13 protein-coding genes and 1 pseudogene are annotated in these 16,428 nt (G+C 47.6%); 11 read left to right on the top strand and 3 right to left on the bottom strand.

The genetic code is table 11. From position 1 onward, the window contains the following. The first annotated feature begins 80 nt into the window (after nt 1-80). Genes PCO85_11440 through PCO85_11420 form a run of 5 tightly spaced genes read left to right on the top strand, consistent with a single transcriptional unit; the run spans nt 81 to nt 4,013 of the window. Nucleotides 81-671 (top strand): TerD family protein, encoded by a 591-nt coding sequence (locus PCO85_11440; protein ID WJV55936.1) that lies wholly within the window; start codon nt 81-83, stop codon nt 669-671. Next, on the top strand, nt 668-1,831 hold the full coding sequence (locus PCO85_11435) for a TerD family protein (GenBank protein WJV55935.1): 1,164 nt from the start codon (nt 668-670) through the stop codon (nt 1,829-1,831). Before PCO85_11440 ends, PCO85_11435 begins: the two co-directional genes overlap by 4 nt. Before the next feature lie 24 nt (nt 1,832-1,855). Further along, entirely contained in the window at nt 1,856-2,311 is a 456-nt protein-coding gene (locus tag PCO85_11430) for a tellurite resistance TerB family protein (protein WJV55934.1), read from the top strand. A 27-nt stretch (nt 2,312-2,338) separates the two neighbouring features. Further along, nucleotides 2,339-3,382 (top strand): TerC/Alx family metal homeostasis membrane protein, encoded by a 1,044-nt coding sequence (locus tag PCO85_11425; GenBank protein WJV55933.1) that lies wholly within the window; start codon nt 2,339-2,341, stop codon nt 3,380-3,382. 52 nt (nt 3,383-3,434) lie between these two features. After that, nucleotides 3,435-4,013: a TerD family protein gene (locus PCO85_11420; protein WJV55932.1), complete on the top strand. Its 579-nt coding sequence runs from the start codon at nt 3,435-3,437 to the stop codon at nt 4,011-4,013. Between the two features lie 171 nt (nt 4,014-4,184). On the opposite strand, the gene PCO85_11415 is transcribed toward PCO85_11420, so the two are convergent. Continuing rightward, nucleotides 4,185-4,868 (bottom strand): HAD family hydrolase, encoded by a 684-nt coding sequence (locus PCO85_11415; protein WJV55931.1) that lies wholly within the window; start codon nt 4,866-4,868, stop codon nt 4,185-4,187. A 521-nt stretch (nt 4,869-5,389) separates the two neighbouring features. Here PCO85_11415 and PCO85_11410 point away from each other — a divergent pair. After that, a complete protein-coding gene (locus PCO85_11410) occupies nt 5,390-5,833 on the top strand; it encodes a DUF2946 domain-containing protein (GenBank protein ID WJV55930.1) in 444 nt (147 codons plus the stop codon). A gap of 62 nt (nt 5,834-5,895) precedes the next feature. Continuing rightward, nucleotides 5,896-7,345, top strand: a pseudogene (locus tag PCO85_11405) (PepSY-associated TM helix domain-containing protein). Between the two features lie 783 nt (nt 7,346-8,128). On the opposite strand, the gene PCO85_11400 reads toward PCO85_11405, so the two are convergent. Next, a complete protein-coding gene (locus PCO85_11400) occupies nt 8,129-8,344 on the bottom strand; it encodes a hypothetical protein (protein ID WJV55929.1) in 216 nt (71 codons plus the stop codon). 590 nt (nt 8,345-8,934) lie between these two features. Between PCO85_11400 and PCO85_11395 the strand changes: the two genes are divergently transcribed. The 4 genes from PCO85_11395 (at nt 8,935) to PCO85_11380 (ending at nt 15,332) form a co-directional block, all read left to right on the top strand. Then, the gene (locus tag PCO85_11395) at nt 8,935-11,187 is read left to right on the top strand and encodes a CoA transferase (protein WJV55928.1); all 2,253 of its coding nucleotides are present in this window, start codon (nt 8,935-8,937) and stop codon (nt 11,185-11,187) included. Further along, nucleotides 11,184-12,824 (top strand): class I adenylate-forming enzyme family protein, encoded by a 1,641-nt coding sequence (locus tag PCO85_11390; GenBank protein ID WJV55927.1) that lies wholly within the window; start codon nt 11,184-11,186, stop codon nt 12,822-12,824. The genes PCO85_11395 and PCO85_11390 overlap by 4 nt, the downstream gene beginning before the upstream one ends. A gap of 104 nt (nt 12,825-12,928) precedes the next feature. Then, nucleotides 12,929-14,119, top strand: a complete 1,191-nt coding sequence (locus tag PCO85_11385; protein WJV55926.1) for an MFS transporter — start codon at nt 12,929-12,931, stop codon at nt 14,117-14,119. Continuing rightward, nucleotides 14,106-15,332, top strand: coding sequence for a hypothetical protein (locus tag PCO85_11380; GenBank protein ID WJV55925.1), 1,227 nt, complete (start codon nt 14,106-14,108; stop codon nt 15,330-15,332). The genes PCO85_11385 and PCO85_11380 overlap by 14 nt, the downstream gene beginning before the upstream one ends. Nucleotides 15,333-15,437: 105 nt before the next feature. Here the strand turns inward: PCO85_11380 and PCO85_11375 are convergent, their stop codons facing one another. After that, nucleotides 15,438-16,403 (bottom strand): AraC family transcriptional regulator, encoded by a 966-nt coding sequence (locus PCO85_11375; protein WJV55924.1) that lies wholly within the window; start codon nt 16,401-16,403, stop codon nt 15,438-15,440. Nucleotides 16,404-16,428: the final 25 nt, after the last annotated feature.

The raw sequence follows: 16,428 nt of genomic DNA, 5'->3' as shown, positions 1-16,428 counted from the left end.
TTCAAAATTTAAGAAATAATGGCTCACCCTATCGCTGAAGGAATAAATAATGACTCAATCTATATCTGAAGGAATAAATAATGGTTTCATTAAGTAAAAACCAAACCGTTTCACTCAGCAAAAAAACATCTTCTCTAAATCAACTTCAATTTGGTTTGGGGTGGGATCCATTAAAGAAGAAAAAAGGGTTATTAAGCAGTCTGTTTGGCGGTGGTAGCGACTCAATTGATTTAGACGCGGGTTGTGTTTTGTTAGACAGCACGGGAAAAGCCCTCGATACCATTTGGTTTAGAAAACTGAAATCAAATTGTGGCTCCGTTGTGCATTTGGGGGACAATCTGACCGGTGAAGGTGAGGGTGACGACGAAGTGATCACCGTAGACTTGGCTCACTTGCCATCGCAAGTCGAGTATCTCGCGTTTACGGTAAACAGCTTCCGGGGCCAGACTTTCAATGAGGTCGATAACGCGTTCTGCCGTGTGGTCGATCAGGCTGGGGAAGAACTTGCACGTTACCAACTGACTGAGCAGGGATCTCACACGGGTATCATCATTGCCTCTCTGTATCGTAATGGTGGCAACTGGGATTTCACCGCTCACGGAAAAGCCTCAAGCGGTCGCACCATTGATAATATGCAGGCAGATATCGTTGCAACGGTGGTGCGCCAATGACGATGACGCCAGGGGGGAATGCCCCCGTACCTTCACAACTGCTGACCGTTCGTGTTATCTCCGGCGTTCCGGTCGACGCCTCTGCGTTCCGTCTCTATGCTTCAGGTAAAGTACAGGGCGATGCCGACATGGTGTTTTACGGCCAGCCGATGAATGACGATACGTCTGTTCGGCTCTCCGGGGCAGGAACGGATACCGCGTTTACCGTCGATATCAGCCGCTTGCGGCCAGAAGTGCAAAAGTTAGCGTTTACGGCTACTTGTGACGGTAATTTGACGCTGTCGGGCCTTAAGCACCTCTCCGTGCAAGTTGAATTGAACGGCAGCGTATTGCTCGTGGGGAACGTCGATATCCTTGGGCGTCAGGAAGCTGCGCTGATCCTGGGTGAGCTCTACCGACGAAATACGGAGTGGAAATTCCGCTTTATTGCTCAAGGTTTCAACGGCGGGCTGAAACCCCTGGCTGAACATTTTGGCGTTGATATCAGTGACTCTCCGGCACCCACCGGTACGCTGAGCCCCGCGCCAGCCCCTGCACCGGAACCTGCAAAAATCAGCCTGAGTAAAGTGTCTCTGACCAAAGAGAAACCGGCTATCAGCCTTGCCAAGCGAGATAACTTCGGCCAAATCCGAATCAACCTCAATTGGAATCAGGGCGACGGTTCTTCTGGTGGTTTGCTCGGCATGTTCAGTAAATCCAAAGGTATTGATCTCGATTTGGGTGCGTTTGTTGAACAACAAAGCGGTACAAAAGATGTCATTCAGGCATTGGGTAATCGATTTGGGACATTTGACCGTGAACCGTTCGTTGAGTTGCAAGGTGATGACCGCACCGGTCAGGTCAGCGACGGTGAATGGCTGCATATCAATGGTCGTGAATGGAAAAATATTCGACAAGTTCTAATCTTTGCCTTCATCTATGAGGGTGTGGCGAGCTGGGATAAAACAGACGGTGTGGTGACAATCCATATGCCCGATCAACCCCCGATCGAGTCTCGTTTAACGGAAGGATCTAACCGCCATAGCATGTGTGCGATTGCGCGCCTGGTGAATGAGAACGGGGCAATAAAGGTTGAGCGTATCAACCAGTTCTTCAGTGGCCACCGGGAGATGGATAAAGCATTTGGCTGGGGTTTCCACTGGACTGCTGGTTCTAAATAATTATTTAAAATAAGAGGATTAGACATGGGTATCTTCGACAAAGTTAAAGACGCAATCAATGCCGGCCGTAGTGAATTGACCAAACAGGTCGGGCGTTATAAGAACAAAAAGTTCATGCAGGGTACGGTGGCCGTGTGTGCCCGGATCGCTATAGCCAGCGATGGAGTCAGTGCCGAAGAAAAGCAAAAGATGATCGGCTTTCTTCAGGCTTCACCTGAGTTAAAAGTATTTGAAACTAAAGAGGTCATTGAATTCTTTAACGAACTGGTGACCAGCTTTAACTTTGACTATGACATTGGCAAAGGCGAAACCATGAAATACATTCTGGCACTGAAAGATCAGCCGGAAGCTGCTCAGTTGGCTGTTCGTGTCGGGATCGCTGTTGCCAAAAGCGATGGTAACTTCGATCAGGATGAGCAAAGTGCGGTTCGCGAAATTGCCGTGGCGCTTGGCTTTACCGCCGCAGAATTTGGTCTCTAACTTCAATACACTGGCTTAAGGGCTATTATGGTATCCACGCATATTGGTTTCCCGGCTGAAACCGTTACGGTTTTTGTTGTTCTGGCTATCGGGGCCTTTTTTATCGACTTGTTCATGCACCGTCATGACGAGCCGATTTCATTAAAAAGCGCGGCGCTATGGACAGTTTTCTGGATTGTCATTTCCATGCTATTTGCCGGTTTTCTCTACATTCATCATGGTGCTGAAGTGGCAAGCCTGTTTATTACCGGGTATGCATTGGAGAAAGTCCTGTCGATTGACAACCTGTTTGTAATGATGGCTATCTTCTCGTGGTTTTCAATACCGGATAACTACCGGCATCGCGTTCTGTACCTGGGGGTCATCGGCGCCATCGTGTTCCGGGGTATCTTTGTTACCATCGGGGCCGGGTTATTAACATTGGGGCCGTGGGTCGACATTGTCTTTGCGCTGGTCGTTGCCTGGACCGCCGTGATGATGCTCAAAAAAAGTGGCGATGACGAGGCTATTGAGGATTATTCACAGCACATTGCCTACCGACTCGTGAAGCGTTTCTTCCCTATTTGGCCAAAATTAAAAGGGCACAATTTTCTGTTGAGCCAGAAGGAAGTAAATGCCGAGCTAGCCAAACCGGAAAACAAAGATATCAATGTCGGGCGTGCAGGAAAGGCGCTCCTTTACGCGACTCCGCTGATGCTCTGTCTGGCGGTAGTTGAACTATCTGACGTGATGTTTGCCTTTGACTCTGTTCCGGCTGTCATTGCGGTGAGTCGTGAACCACTGATCGTATATAGCGCCATGATGTTCGCCATCCTTGGTCTGCGTACCATGTACTTTGTTCTGGAAGCACTTAAGCAATACCTGGTTCATCTTGAAAAAGCGGTCATCGTGCTGCTGTTCTTCATCGCGGTGAAACTGGGTCTCAATGCAAGCGACCATCTGTGGCATCACGGCTACGAAATATCTGCCAATGCGAGTCTGCTGGTAGTTCTGGGGGTTCTGTCTCTGGGGATTATTATCAGCGTGCTGTTCCCCGGTAAACCTGAAGCTGAGGAAGGAAAAGCGGGCTAATACCCCTTATCACTCCACTTTGAATATCAACGTAAATATTGAGGATGTAATTATGGGAGTTTCTCTTTCTAAAGGTGGTAATGTTTCTTTAAGCAAAGAAGCACCAACAATGAAAAATATGTTGGTGGGTCTGGGCTGGGATGCTCGCTCAACTGACGGACAGGATTTTGACCTTGATGCATCAGCGTTTCTACTTGCCAGCAGTGGCAAGGTTCGCGGAGATGCGGACTTCATTTTCTATAATAATCTGAAATCATCTGATGGTTCCGTTCTGCACACGGGTGATAACCGCACAGGTGAAGGCGATGGTGATGATGAAGCACTGAAGGTCAAACTCGACCAGATCCCGGCAGACGTAGATAAGATCGTATTCGTGGTCACCATCCACGATGCGACGGCTCGTCGCCAGAGCTTTGGCCAGGTTTCTGGTGCTTTCATTCGCTTGGTAAATGACGATAGTCACGTTGAAGTCGCTCGTTATGATCTGACTGAAGATGCGTCAACAGAAACCGCGATGTTGTTTGGTGAGTTATATCGCCATGGCCCCGAGTGGAAATTCCGGGCAGTAGGTCAGGGCTATGCGGGGGGGTTGAACTCCGTGTGTGCACAGTACGGTATCAACGCGTCTTAATCGCGACAAAGTAAAACGCAGCAGGCGATATTTTTGCTGCCTGCGCTAACGAGTATTTAATATTACAGGCGTTCTAAATGGTAGTTTCTCTGATTAAAGGCGGCAACGTATTTAACTAAAGAAGCATCAGCCATGCCTAACAGCCCCGGTGGTAAAACATCGGGGCTTTTTTTATTGTTCAGAGGACTTGCTGTGTAGCGATTTGATTATAGCGAGAGGCGGGTTTCGCCTGGCCCATGAGCCGTGAAAGTGACGCCAGTACGGTTCCTGCGCCGCAGCCAGCATCTCATAGTCTCCGCGTGTATCACCCCAGGCTCTAAGATGGTATGCGGAAAGTGGACCGTATTCAGCTTCCAGACGCTTGACTTTCTGGGCACATCGGCAATTTTGACCGCTTATCCGCCCGGTAAGCACGCCATCTTTCATGTCTAAATTTGTCCCTATCAGCCGGATACCCAGACGCGCTGCGAATGGTTTCAACACTATCGCCGGAGACGCTGAGCAGATCGTCACGACAGCACCAGCGTTGATCTGTGTTGCCACCGCTATCAGCCCGGACGGGCGCATTAAACGTATCCAGTACCGATCGCAAAATTCAGCAGCCTTCTGTTCAACCCACGTAGCCTCGACACCGCTTAGGAACGTGTGGATCAAGGCATCTTTCAGTTCATCGCGAGTCAACTGACGGCCAATGTATTTCATTGCGGGTAATATCAGTCTTATTAGACGCCAGGCAAATACACGATTACCAAAGGCGAATCGCAGGAATGGCACAAAGCTGTCACGCCTGGTCAACGTGCCGTCAAAGTCAAAGACGGACAGTAATTTTCTCTCGCCTGATACATCGCTAACCATCGTTTAGTGCACTCCATCTATGGTGATTGTTACCAACAAACTGCGGGAAGGATACCAACTGTTATAGTCGATAGCGGAATTGTACTCATACTTCAGGCACTAGAAACAAAAATCCATGCAATTGTGTGGATTTTAATGATTTCACCTGTCCGGCAAAGATACTCAGATATCTCTACGAGACGATGGCGTTGAACGGTAAAATAAATTCCATCTCATTGTTTTCCAATATTTATTGGAATGGATGATCGTTTTATGCTCAATATTGTACTCAGATTGGTTCTTTTATTTTTACTCTCTTTTTACCTGGTGCTTAAAGATGACAGAGAGGAACTGGGACACGAGTCCTGCCTGGGAGGACGCTAATTGATTCCGCAACCATATTGTTGGGAAAGTGATAGCTTTTCAATTATGGTGTACTGTGTTTTTTTTGTTTCGTAACATTCGATTTGTTTTTGGTTTACTTTTCCAAGCAAAACCTTAACATCTAGCCTCGTTTTCCTGACTCTGACGCATTCCTTTTAATGATGTATTCGCGCCGACTGATCGCTCGCCTGACCACATATGCTGCGATGTTCGCCATATTGATGCTGTCTGGTGCGCCCATAATCTCAAGGCATTTGCAGTGTGCGGGATTACTGACGTCTGTACAACATGATATAGGTGAATCTGCCGGGCACTCATCTATGCGTGTGTCCGGTATGGCGAACGCGTCTATGGAAGAGGAGGCCGGGAGTGCTTTAGCTCAACATGGTATCGTTGGGGAAGACAGTGCCTGCGGTTACTGCGATTTGTTGATTCATGTCCCGCTGTTTCTGTGGTTATTCGTCCCGGCTCTCTGGCTTATGCTGTCCTCCCGGCGAGAAGCGATTAGCATCACGGTTCCTACCCTTTATTTGTGTCTGAATGCGGCTTTCTTTCATAGCCCCAGAGCACCACCGTACGTTTCAGGTCGTTGCAAATTATAATCTGCGCGGAAAATAGTAACTTCTGCTGTCGGATATTTTTCGATAACTGAAACGGTGAAATCATGTCAAATTCCTCGACAAACACACGGGCAGTTCGTGGTGCGTTTTTAAATCTCGTCCGGCGTTTGCACTTCTATATTGGGCTATTTGTCGCGCCTTTTATTTTTGTTGCGGCACTGACCGGAACGTTGTATGTGCTTACGCCACAGCTGGAAAATTACCTTTATAAAGATGTGTTGGCTGCATTGCCCGTTGGTGAAGCAAAACCTCTGTCGGTACAAATCACCGCGGCTCGTCGCTATGCGGGTGAAATGCTGAAAGTTTATGCGGTTCGGCCCGCGCCACAGGCGACGGAAACTACACGTGTGCAGTTTGTCAGCGGTGACCTGGGACCTTCAGAGTCGCGTTCCATATTTGTTGATCCTTATTCTCTGGACATAAAAGGTGATATGACCGTGTACGGGACTTCCGGTGTGTTGCCGTTGCGGTTGTGGCTGGATCGGCTACATCGCGGGCTACTGCTGGGCGATCCTGGGCGAAACTACAGTGAACTGGCGGCATCCTGGCTCTGGGTCGTGGCGCTAGGCGGTGTTGTACTCTGGCTGGGAACTCGCCCTCGCCGTAAAGCGAAGAAGGTAAAGGGCCATTTTGCTGTTTCCCGATACTGGCATATTACACTGGGGTTGACGCTACTCGCCGGATTGCTTTTTTTCCGCAACGGGATTAACCTGGTCGCAATGGGCGGGCGGAAATATCGATCATTTACGCACCTCGCTGAACTGGCTCACACCACAGGTCAATACTGACCTCGGAGTTGCAAAACGGACTGCGCCAACCGATCCACATGCTGAGCATCATGCAAGTATGTCCATGCCAGGAATGAACATGGCAAATACATCCGCGCAGATACTCCCTCATCAGATGGCGATAAATCAGCCTGACAGTGATTGGGATAAGGTGCTTATCGCTGCGCGAGCTGCCGGAATCTCTGCGGCAAAAGTTGAATTGCGTCAGCCTAAAGGAGAAGGGAAGGCATGGACTGTAACCGAGGTGGATCGTAGCTGGCCGACCCAGGTGGATGCGGTATCGGTAAATCCGCAGACGTTTGCAATTGTTGACCATATATGGTTTGACAACTTTCCGCTGGTTGCCAAATTGACCCGTTGGGGTATTGACGCGCATATGGGGATTCTGTTCGGACTGCCGAATCAGTTGATACTGGCGTTTTTTGGCTTTGCACTGTGCGGCATGATCGTCCTGGGGTATCGGATGTGGTGGTTGCGACGCCCATCTATTGCACGAGTTAGCCCGCTGGATACGCTCTCCGGCGCGTGGCTGATGTTGAATGGTTTGCAGAAAACGCTGGTGTTAGTTATCACGGTCCTGTTGGGATATGCGCTGCCGGTAATGGGAATCAGTCTCCTGTTCTTTATGCTGATTGATATCTGGCGCTGGCAACGCCTCAACCGTGATATTTCCCGACATAAAAAAGCACGCAAAATCTACTGTTGAGGCTGATTATGTTCAGGCGAAATTTGCCGGTAAGCCTGAGCAGGTACACAGATAAAATTCAATCGCGTAACGCCACACGGGAACGTGTGGCGTTGTACATTTCTTACACCGCCATTGCTCCCACCTAAAAATGAAGATGAAAACTGATTGTCTCTATCCATGTACTCATTTTTAGCTGCGCTTCTACGAAACCATTTGAGACGTTATGAAATGAAAAATCCACGCAATTGCGTGGATTTTATAGGTTTTTGTGATCTTTATGAGATGCATTGAGATCCCATGAGATAGCAGAAGCAAATTTATAGTTAAAATAAACGTGAATTAGTTTATTGATTTCAGACCGCCGAAGAACGAAACAGGCGTCTTCAAGTAAATCGTAAACGGGGAAGTATGCAGTTTTGCAGATTGTATCACTATTTTCAAGCAGCAACGCTCGATCGTTGGGGGAAATAATGTTTGCAGGTAGTCGCTCTATTTGATTTTTTATCCTTTCGCGCCACGTCGTACATTCAAAAAATTGATATATGTTTTTATTATATAATGCAGAGATGCCATGATTTATTTGACTTATCTCTACTTTGGGTAATGGTATATTTAACGCTTGCGCTAATAGTTTTTTGACTGCTATATATTCATGACCTAACAATGGTACGTCAATAACATCATGGCACGGAGATAGAATATTATCATCAGTGCTAATAATAAGACTCTTATTAAGGAGGGATGAATTTCTATCAAGATAACAAAGTCTATTTATACGCGATGAGTGAGCGGTTCTGAGTTTTATCTTGTTTTTTGAGAATTTAATTTGCGTAATTTAATTGGGGATTGGAAATATATTGATATTTGAATATTGCCGTATAATGTATTGCGATAAATATCACTGTCCGTTACTTGTGTTTTTATTTGCCGATTTATCATTTTCACCGCTTCTTTGATCGTAATCCAATCAGGTGCTTCACTTATTACGGTGTGGCTAACGTTATTATGCATTTGCATAATGTTCTTCCTTAGTGAATGACTTTTCTTAGTAGTAAACCCTCAAGTGATTTGTTAATTCAAACTTAATAGCAGGTGATATTTATCAATTTGGATATACAGAGGATGTTGGTTTTCTTGGTAGAAAAGAATATTATTTTGTTTTTCCACCAGAAGAATAAATCAATGTGGTGAATGGTTTAACATTACTATTAAAGAATTAATGAGGTTAAATATATTTTTATACTATAAATTATTTGGTCTTTAGAATTTACGATAAATAATCGGCGCACAGTTTCTATTAATGGTTGAATATTTACAAATGTATCTGACTATTTTTTATAAGGAGTATAGGGATAAATCCTTTGTTGGCTAATTGAGGAAGGTTATGAATGCTATTAAACGAAATTAGCCGTATTCGCGCTGTGCGGCGCGTTGAAACTGAATGGGGGAGGCGATAAAGCTGTCGCTATTAGCAATGGTTATTGAAAATATAATAGATAATTTATGATTTCTCATAGGATTTTACTGTATTAAATGAATAGGTTATCTGTTTCAATAACTACATCTCAGCGATAATGCGTATCATTTTTAACATGAGGGGATGCTCTATGAAATTACCACCTCTTGTTTTACCTGGCGACACACTGTCCAGAGACGAAATAACCCGCTATAGCCGTCACCTTTTGATTTCCGATATCGGTATGGAGGGGCAGCGCCGTCTTAAAAATAGTCGCGTCTTAGTTATTGGCGCAGGGGGATTGGGTTCGCCAGTGCTGCTATACCTGGCTGCTGCCGGAGTGGGAACTATCGGTATTGTTGATTTTGATCGGGTAGATGATTCTAATTTGCAAAGGCAGGTGATACACAACATCACCACTATTGGTCAGTTGAAAGTTGATAGTGCCAAAGCGACTCTCCAGCGGCTTAACGCTTTTGTGACGATTAATACTTACACTGAGCAACTTGGCCCGGAGAGCGCGGTCGCACTGTTTTTCGAATATGAGTTAATTCTTGACTGTACCGATAATTTTGCCAGCCGATATTTGATCAACGATGCCTGCGTACTGACCGGTAAACCTTATGTCTATGGGGCAGTTTTCGCGCTTGAAGGGCAGGTTTCGGTCTTTTGGGAAAATGCGCCTGATGGTGCGGGCGTTAATTATCGCGATCTTTATCCTGAGCCGCCGCCGCCTGAGCTGGCTCCGTCCTCTGCCATTGGTGGAATATTAGGCGTTATCTGCGTGTCGATTGGCGCAGTGATGGCCACGGAAGCGATTAAATTATTGATTGGTCTCGGCGATAGCCTGTTGGGGCGTCTGCTGATTTTTGATGTTCTGGAGATGACCTACAAGCAAAAATCTATACGTAAACTGCCAGAACGCCAATCAATTACGAAGCTGACTGATTATCAGGTGCTATGCGGCTTACAAGGTAACGCGGCGGAAAACGCCGATAATGACCTCTGTTTTATTACGCCGCAGCAGCTGCGTGACCTGGAAGATCCTGACGTTGTTGTTATTGATATTCGTGAAAAAGTTGAATGGGAAATTGTAAGAATTCCTGCGGCTATTCATCTGCCGAAAACGCCCGAGTTGGCTCAGCATATTAAGGCGCGCTTTGGCGATGGCAGACCATTAGTTTTGTACTGTAAAGATGGATCGCGTTCTGATGCGCTATTGGCCGAGTTGCGGCAGTTATTAGCCCGCCTGCCTATGAGCAAAATACGAATGCTCGCCGCAGAAAGCGGTATCTCGCTCAGCCCGGTTCGTTCATTAGCTGAACGGATGAAGGATGACAATTTTAACTCTGAGTTGCAGCAGGGACCCTGGAGTTTTCAGACCTCACTGACTGGTGGAAAAGCGCTAACGCCGTTATCCAACAGCGGTGGTTTACCTCTGCAAGGAATCAGGGTAATTGAATCCTGCCTCCGTATTCAGGGGCCGTTAGCGGGACACTTATTAGCGTCACTAGGCGCGGAAGTCATACGGCTTGAATTACCCGGCGGCGATCCGTTACGGGCTATGTCGCCCAGAGCCAATGGATGCTCCGTCCGCTTTGATGCCCTGAATCGGCTTAAGCGGGTGCGTGAAGTCGATATTAAATCGGCTCGGGGGCGTGCAGAGATCGAGCAAATGGTCGGGGAGGCGGATGTTTTTCTGCACAACTGGGCACCGGGTAAGGCGGCTCAATTGGGGCTGGATTACGCTGATTTAGGCGGGATCAACCCATCGTTAGTTTACGCTTATGCTGGCGGCTGGGGTAAGCATGGGGAGATTCAACTCACGGGCACCGATTTTATGGTTCAGGCGTGGTCAGGTGTTGCGGACTTGATAGGCCAGCATTCGCAAACTTGCGGTGGATCTCTGTTTACCGCGCTGGATGTTCTAGGCGGCGTCATTGCCGCGCAGGGCGTCGTTGCGGCGCTGCTTAACCGGGAAGTAAAAAAACAGGGGACAAATATTGAAAGCTCTCTTTTGGGAGCTGCCAACCTGCTGTGTGCCTCTCAGATGTCCCCGGATGTACGGAGATCTGCGCCACCGCAGGTTGAATTAATTAAAGGCGTATACGCTACGGAAGATGGATTAATGGCCGTAGAATGTCTGGATAATATTCAGCTTAATCGCTTAGCCCATTTGTTAAATCCAACTTTCTCCAACGATATATTAAACCGCGACAGGCAACTACAAACGGTATTTGCGACCCAATCAACCCATTATTGGGAAAACAAACTTAATCACCTGGGAATATCAGCGTCCATTGTTACTCAAAAATTATCCGATCTTGTGACTAATAGCAGGATGAATAGTGATATCTGTACAAATGGCTATTCCGCAATTACTACATATTGGAGGTTCAAATGAATAGATCAGGCATTATTGACTTAGTTCCTACCGACGTGCGCCGTCAGTGGGGAGCTGACGGGTCATATCTTAATCAGTCGGTGTTTTCTCTGTTTTGTCAGCACGCTAACAGCCAGCCGGATAAACCGGCGGTGTTATCACCACAGGGTTACGTAACCTATAAGGAATTGCTGGATCTGTCGTTACGATTAGCGGCCTCTCTACGCGATGCCGGAATTGTAGAAGGCGATGTGGTGGCATACCAGCTTACTAATAGCTGGCGCAGCTGCGCTATCGATCTGTCCGTGGCGGCACTGGGCGGCATTGTAGCGCCTTTTCCGCCGGGTCGAGGAAAACTGGATATACAGTCGCTGGTGCGCCGCTGCGATGCTCGGGCGGTTATCGTGCCGTTTGAATATGCCGGGATTGATTTATGTGAAGTTATTGAGTCATTACGGCCTACGTTACTCTCTCTTCGAATACTTATTGTTCAGGGAGAAAAGCGTGAAGGCTGGTTAAGTCTTGATGAGATGTTTCAGTTTACGGCAATTGAGATGGAACGATTGCCGCAAGTTAACCCTGACTCCCCCGTCCGGCTATTGGTATCATCGGGAACCGAATCGGAGCCAAAGCTTGTCGCTTATTCGCATAATGCCTTAGTTGGCGGTCGAGGAAAGTTCCTACAGCACATCTATTCCGATGGAGCGAGCTTTTGCGGCTTGTATTTAGTCCCGCTGGGTTCATCTTTTGGATCAACCGCAACCTTTGCCTGTTTGTCATGGTTAGGCGGTTCGATCATTGTGTTACCGCAATTTGACGTGGCGGAGGCTATTAATGCGATAAATGATCTACGGCCAACCCATATTTTTGCCGTACCAGCTATGCTACAGCGCATTGCGGCCGATCCTCGTTTGCAGGAGATCGATAAATCGAGCTTGCGGGGATTAATTTGTGGGGGAGCGGTGATCGATGAAGTTATCGTTCGTTGCTGCGTGGAAGCATTTGGCTGTCACTTTATAAATTTATATGGCTCAGCGGACGGCGTGAACTGCCACAACATGCCGGAGGAGCCGCAGGATGTGGTTTTCCATAGCATCGGTCGGCCGAATCCTGCCGTTTGTTCAATCAAAATCACGAATGAACAGGGTGAGGAAGTACCGCAGGGCGAGGTCGGTGAACTCAAGGCGCGGGGGCCGATGAGTCCGATGCAGTACGTCAATGCGCCCGAACTGGATAGTCGATACCGAGATGAGGAGGGTTGGGTATGTACCGGCGATCTTGGCTATATCGATACTAATGGCTACCTGGTTTTAGCCGGGCGTAAAAAAGATATTATTATTCGCGGCGGCGTTAATATTAGTCCGGTGCAAATTGAATCGTTAATTATCGGTCATCCTGACGTTGTCAGCGTTGCTTGTGTGCCGGTGCCGGTGCCGGTGCCGGATGACGATCTCGGTCATAGAATTTGTGCTTGCGTTACGTTGCGTGAGGGTGCTCAGCGTTTTTCATTAAAGGAATTAACTGATTATTTACGCACGCAGGGTTTAGAAGTAAATAAATTGCCTGAATATCTGCGTTTTTATCGTCACCTGCCGGTAACTCCAGCTGGAAAAGTGGATAAAAAGCGTCTGGCTGCTGAATCCGCTTCCTTATCTTAGCTAAAGTGAAAAGCGGCATTATTTTTCTATACTAAAGGGCCAAATGTAATAATTCATTATTTCATTTGTCTGTCTCATTTATAAATTATCTCAGTGAGTCTGTGATGCCGGTTTCAAACAGTTTTACCCGTTTTATTCTTACGGCAATTCTGACGTTCGCAATGGCGCTGCCCATGCTGATTTTCTATGCGATTGGCGTTTTAGGCCCCACGCTGGTTGCGGACTTAACGATCGATACGGGATGGTTGGGAATATTAACGATGAGTACGTTCGGACTGGCATCGTTGCTTTCGCTATGGGCAGGAACGCTTGTTAATAACTTAGGCTCTCGCTATTCGCTGGCGCTGCTTTTCTGGTCCACCCTGTTGGCGTATGCCCTAATGGCGTTGTTGCCTGGTTTTGTTGGTCTGGTGGTCGCGCTGCTGTTCTGCGGGTTCGCTCAGGCACTGGCAAATCCGGTAACTAATTTGATTATCGCTGAGTCGGTTGAACCGCGTTACAAAGCGGGGATAGTGGGCATCAAACAGTCAGGTGTACAGGTTTCTGCTCTGTTTGCCGGACTGTGTCTACCCGCGCTGGCGTTACATTTTGGCTGGCGGGGCGCTTTATTCACTCTGGCACCTGTTGCTCTGCTACTGGCGCTACTGGCTCCTCGCCTGATCGTTAAACAACCCGTTAAGAACAACCGTTTTAGCGTAGTGAAACCCGGTAAAAAATTATCTTTACTCATGGCGATACAACTATGCGTCGGAGTGGTGTTGTCATCCTTTATTACCTTTCTTGGCGTTTTTGCCTCAGCGCAGGGGGCCTCGTCGGTCATGATCGGCTATCTAATTGGTTTATTTGGCTGCATGGGAATCTTTTCCCGGATATTTCTCACCCCGCTGGGGGCTAAAATGCGGGATGAATCTCTGTTACTGTTATTGCTGATTGGCCTCTCTATTTTAGTCTTACTGATTGCCCCGCTAGCATCATCTGACCGCTATTGGCCTCTATGGCTGTGCGCCATCGGTATGGGGACGACGGTCGTTGCAACAAATGCTATTGCGATGAGTATGCTGTTGCGCGATAAGCAATTCGGCGCGCCAGCGCCGTCGGCGGGTTTGCTGTCCTGCGGCTTTTTTGCCGGATTTACCGTCGGGCCACCGCTGTTTGGCTGGCTGCAAAGCACACAATATCACTTTAGCGCAGGCTGGATTATGTTGCTGTCCGTCCTAACGTTGGGGGGCTTCCTGTGTTTGAGACTATATATATCGAACGGAAAAGATAAAAGGATAGATCATGTCGAAGGATAAACTATCTCATCAGGACATTATTTCGGTAATTGCCGCGTTGATTCGCTGGATTGGAGCGATTGAGGACGAAAGTTGCGGGTGTTTTCCGCTATACCGTTTTGCCGGTCGACAATGGAAATTATCAGCGGGTGGCTCATGGATGGGGGGATTCTGGGCGGGGGCCTTGCACCTAAAGGCGTTTAAGACCCAACGTCGGGTTGATCGGGATAACGCTGTAACAATGAGTCAGAAGCTGGAGAGTAAACTAAATAGCGACACGCTTCAGCGCAGCCTTATTTTTCACTACGGTGCGGGATTAAGCGAGCGACTGTTCGGTAATCCGATGGCTAAACGGCGGTGTGACCTGGCGGGACAGGCGATAGCAGAATCAGAACGGGCGGAATTGGGCTTTATTCCTTTAGGCCCGGCAATGGGGGGCGGGGCGTCAGGTGCGCAAACTATTAGTATCGATCCGCTGGCGTCGACGCTTTCGCTGCTGTCCGCAGCGGGCTATGGTGAGCTGGCCGAGCGACAGGTGTATAAGGCGGTGATCGCCTGTTATGAGGAAAATGGCCGCTGGTACTCAGAGGCCAGATATCAATCCGGCCAGCTTATCCATCACGGCGTTGCCGGAGATTGGGCCAGGGGGCAGGCGTGGGTTATGCTGGCGTTAGTGCGGGCCGTTCATTTATTCGGTGATGATTATTGGAAATTTGCATGGCAAACGATTGAGCACTGGTGCGCACAGTACAGTTATCATATACCCGTTAATCGTTTGAGTCAGCCCGAAGGCGCGCGCGATCCCTGTGCCAGTCTGATAGCCTGTATTGCTATGTTGGGGATGGCGCGATTGATGCCCGACATGTCATGGCTTGTATCACACGCGCAGCAACAGCTCGCGACGGTTGTGCGTAGCGCCTATCTTGACGAGGGCCGGTTTGCGTTATCAGAATCAGAGAGCGGTGCTCTTTTTAAAGAAGGCAAATTTATCGGTCACTGCTATCGAACCTCAGAGAAGGAAGAACGCTGCGTTGAATCGCCCTGCGGCCTATTTTACCTGCTTGCGGCGTTAATAGCGGCCGATAGGCAGATCGATCCGTTATTATGTCGCTTTCCAGCAGCGAATTATATGGTCCAAAAGGCGTTGGCGCTCTGTATGCGCGTCACGATTCGAAAGTTTGGGCAGCCCTTAACCACGTTAAGCTATCAGACGCTCCACCTGTTCATAAGATAGTCGGCATGGGTGAAGCGTATCGTATTGCAAAACAGGGGGAGCTGCCGCGTTTAGGCGATACCTGTCAGTTATGAAATTGGTAATTTAATGCGGATGATGCTGAATTTATTGTTTTTTATAAACAAATTTTGGCGGATAACCAAAAAATTTACTGAATGCGATGCTAAAGTTATTCGGATGACCGTACCCTACGCTCCAGGCGGTTTGCGCAACCTGATACCCTGATTCGAGCATTAGATGCGCTTTGCGCATACGCATTTCTAACAACATGTTATGCGGCGTGGTATTAAATAAATAGCTAAATCCTTCTCTGAGTTTACATTTGTTCATACCGACAACGGTACACAAATACTCTTCGGTTAACGGTTTTTCCATCTGCTGTTGCATTATATTCTGCACCTGCTCTAGCTTCTGTATTTCGTCCTGTGATAGTTTCTGTCCGCTTCTCTTCGGCTGCGGTAATATAACGCCAACCAGTTCGGATAAAAGGCAAAGGCTATGGGTATGCAATATTAATTTGTTTACACCAGCTGAATGAAAATTGATATGACGTACTAATATGGAGGCGTGAGACAGACTGGCGTGTGACGTTTTTTGATGCAGCAGTTGATTTAATTGTCCATTACCCAGCAGTGAGTTAGCGCTTTTTTCGCCGATATACTGGTGCAGCAATTTTTCTCCTATCACCAGCCGTAATTGTGCCGTCGTTTCGCCTGATTTATAGTGGCGCTGACCGGTACTGCGATGGAAGGCATTAATAGTCGTATATCCGGCAGTGAAGTTAACCGCTGGCGCGGTCTGCGTTGTCTCATAGCAAGATTTACCGTGCAGTCCTAATGTTATCACTAAGACCTGGCTGTTATGCGGGTTATTTGATTCTTTGATGGTCAGATCGCATACCGGGCTATAGCGCAAATAGATCAGATTGAAATCGTCAGCAAGCTCAATGTGATCTGAATAGCATTCCCCCAAATTCTCAAGAGTCTGAAAACGAACCTGACCCGATCTTCCTTTATTCAGGCGAAGGCTTTTGTAATCAAGCTGATACTCTTTTTTCAATAACATATTCATTATCTTCCACTCCCCTAACCGTTTT

The organism is Prodigiosinella aquatilis (assembly GCA_030388725.1).
Taxonomy (GTDB): Bacteria; Pseudomonadota; Gammaproteobacteria; order Enterobacterales; family Enterobacteriaceae; genus Prodigiosinella; species Prodigiosinella aquatilis.
Note: the sequence above shows the minus strand (reverse complement) of the source record. Positions and strands in the feature narration are given on the sequence as shown.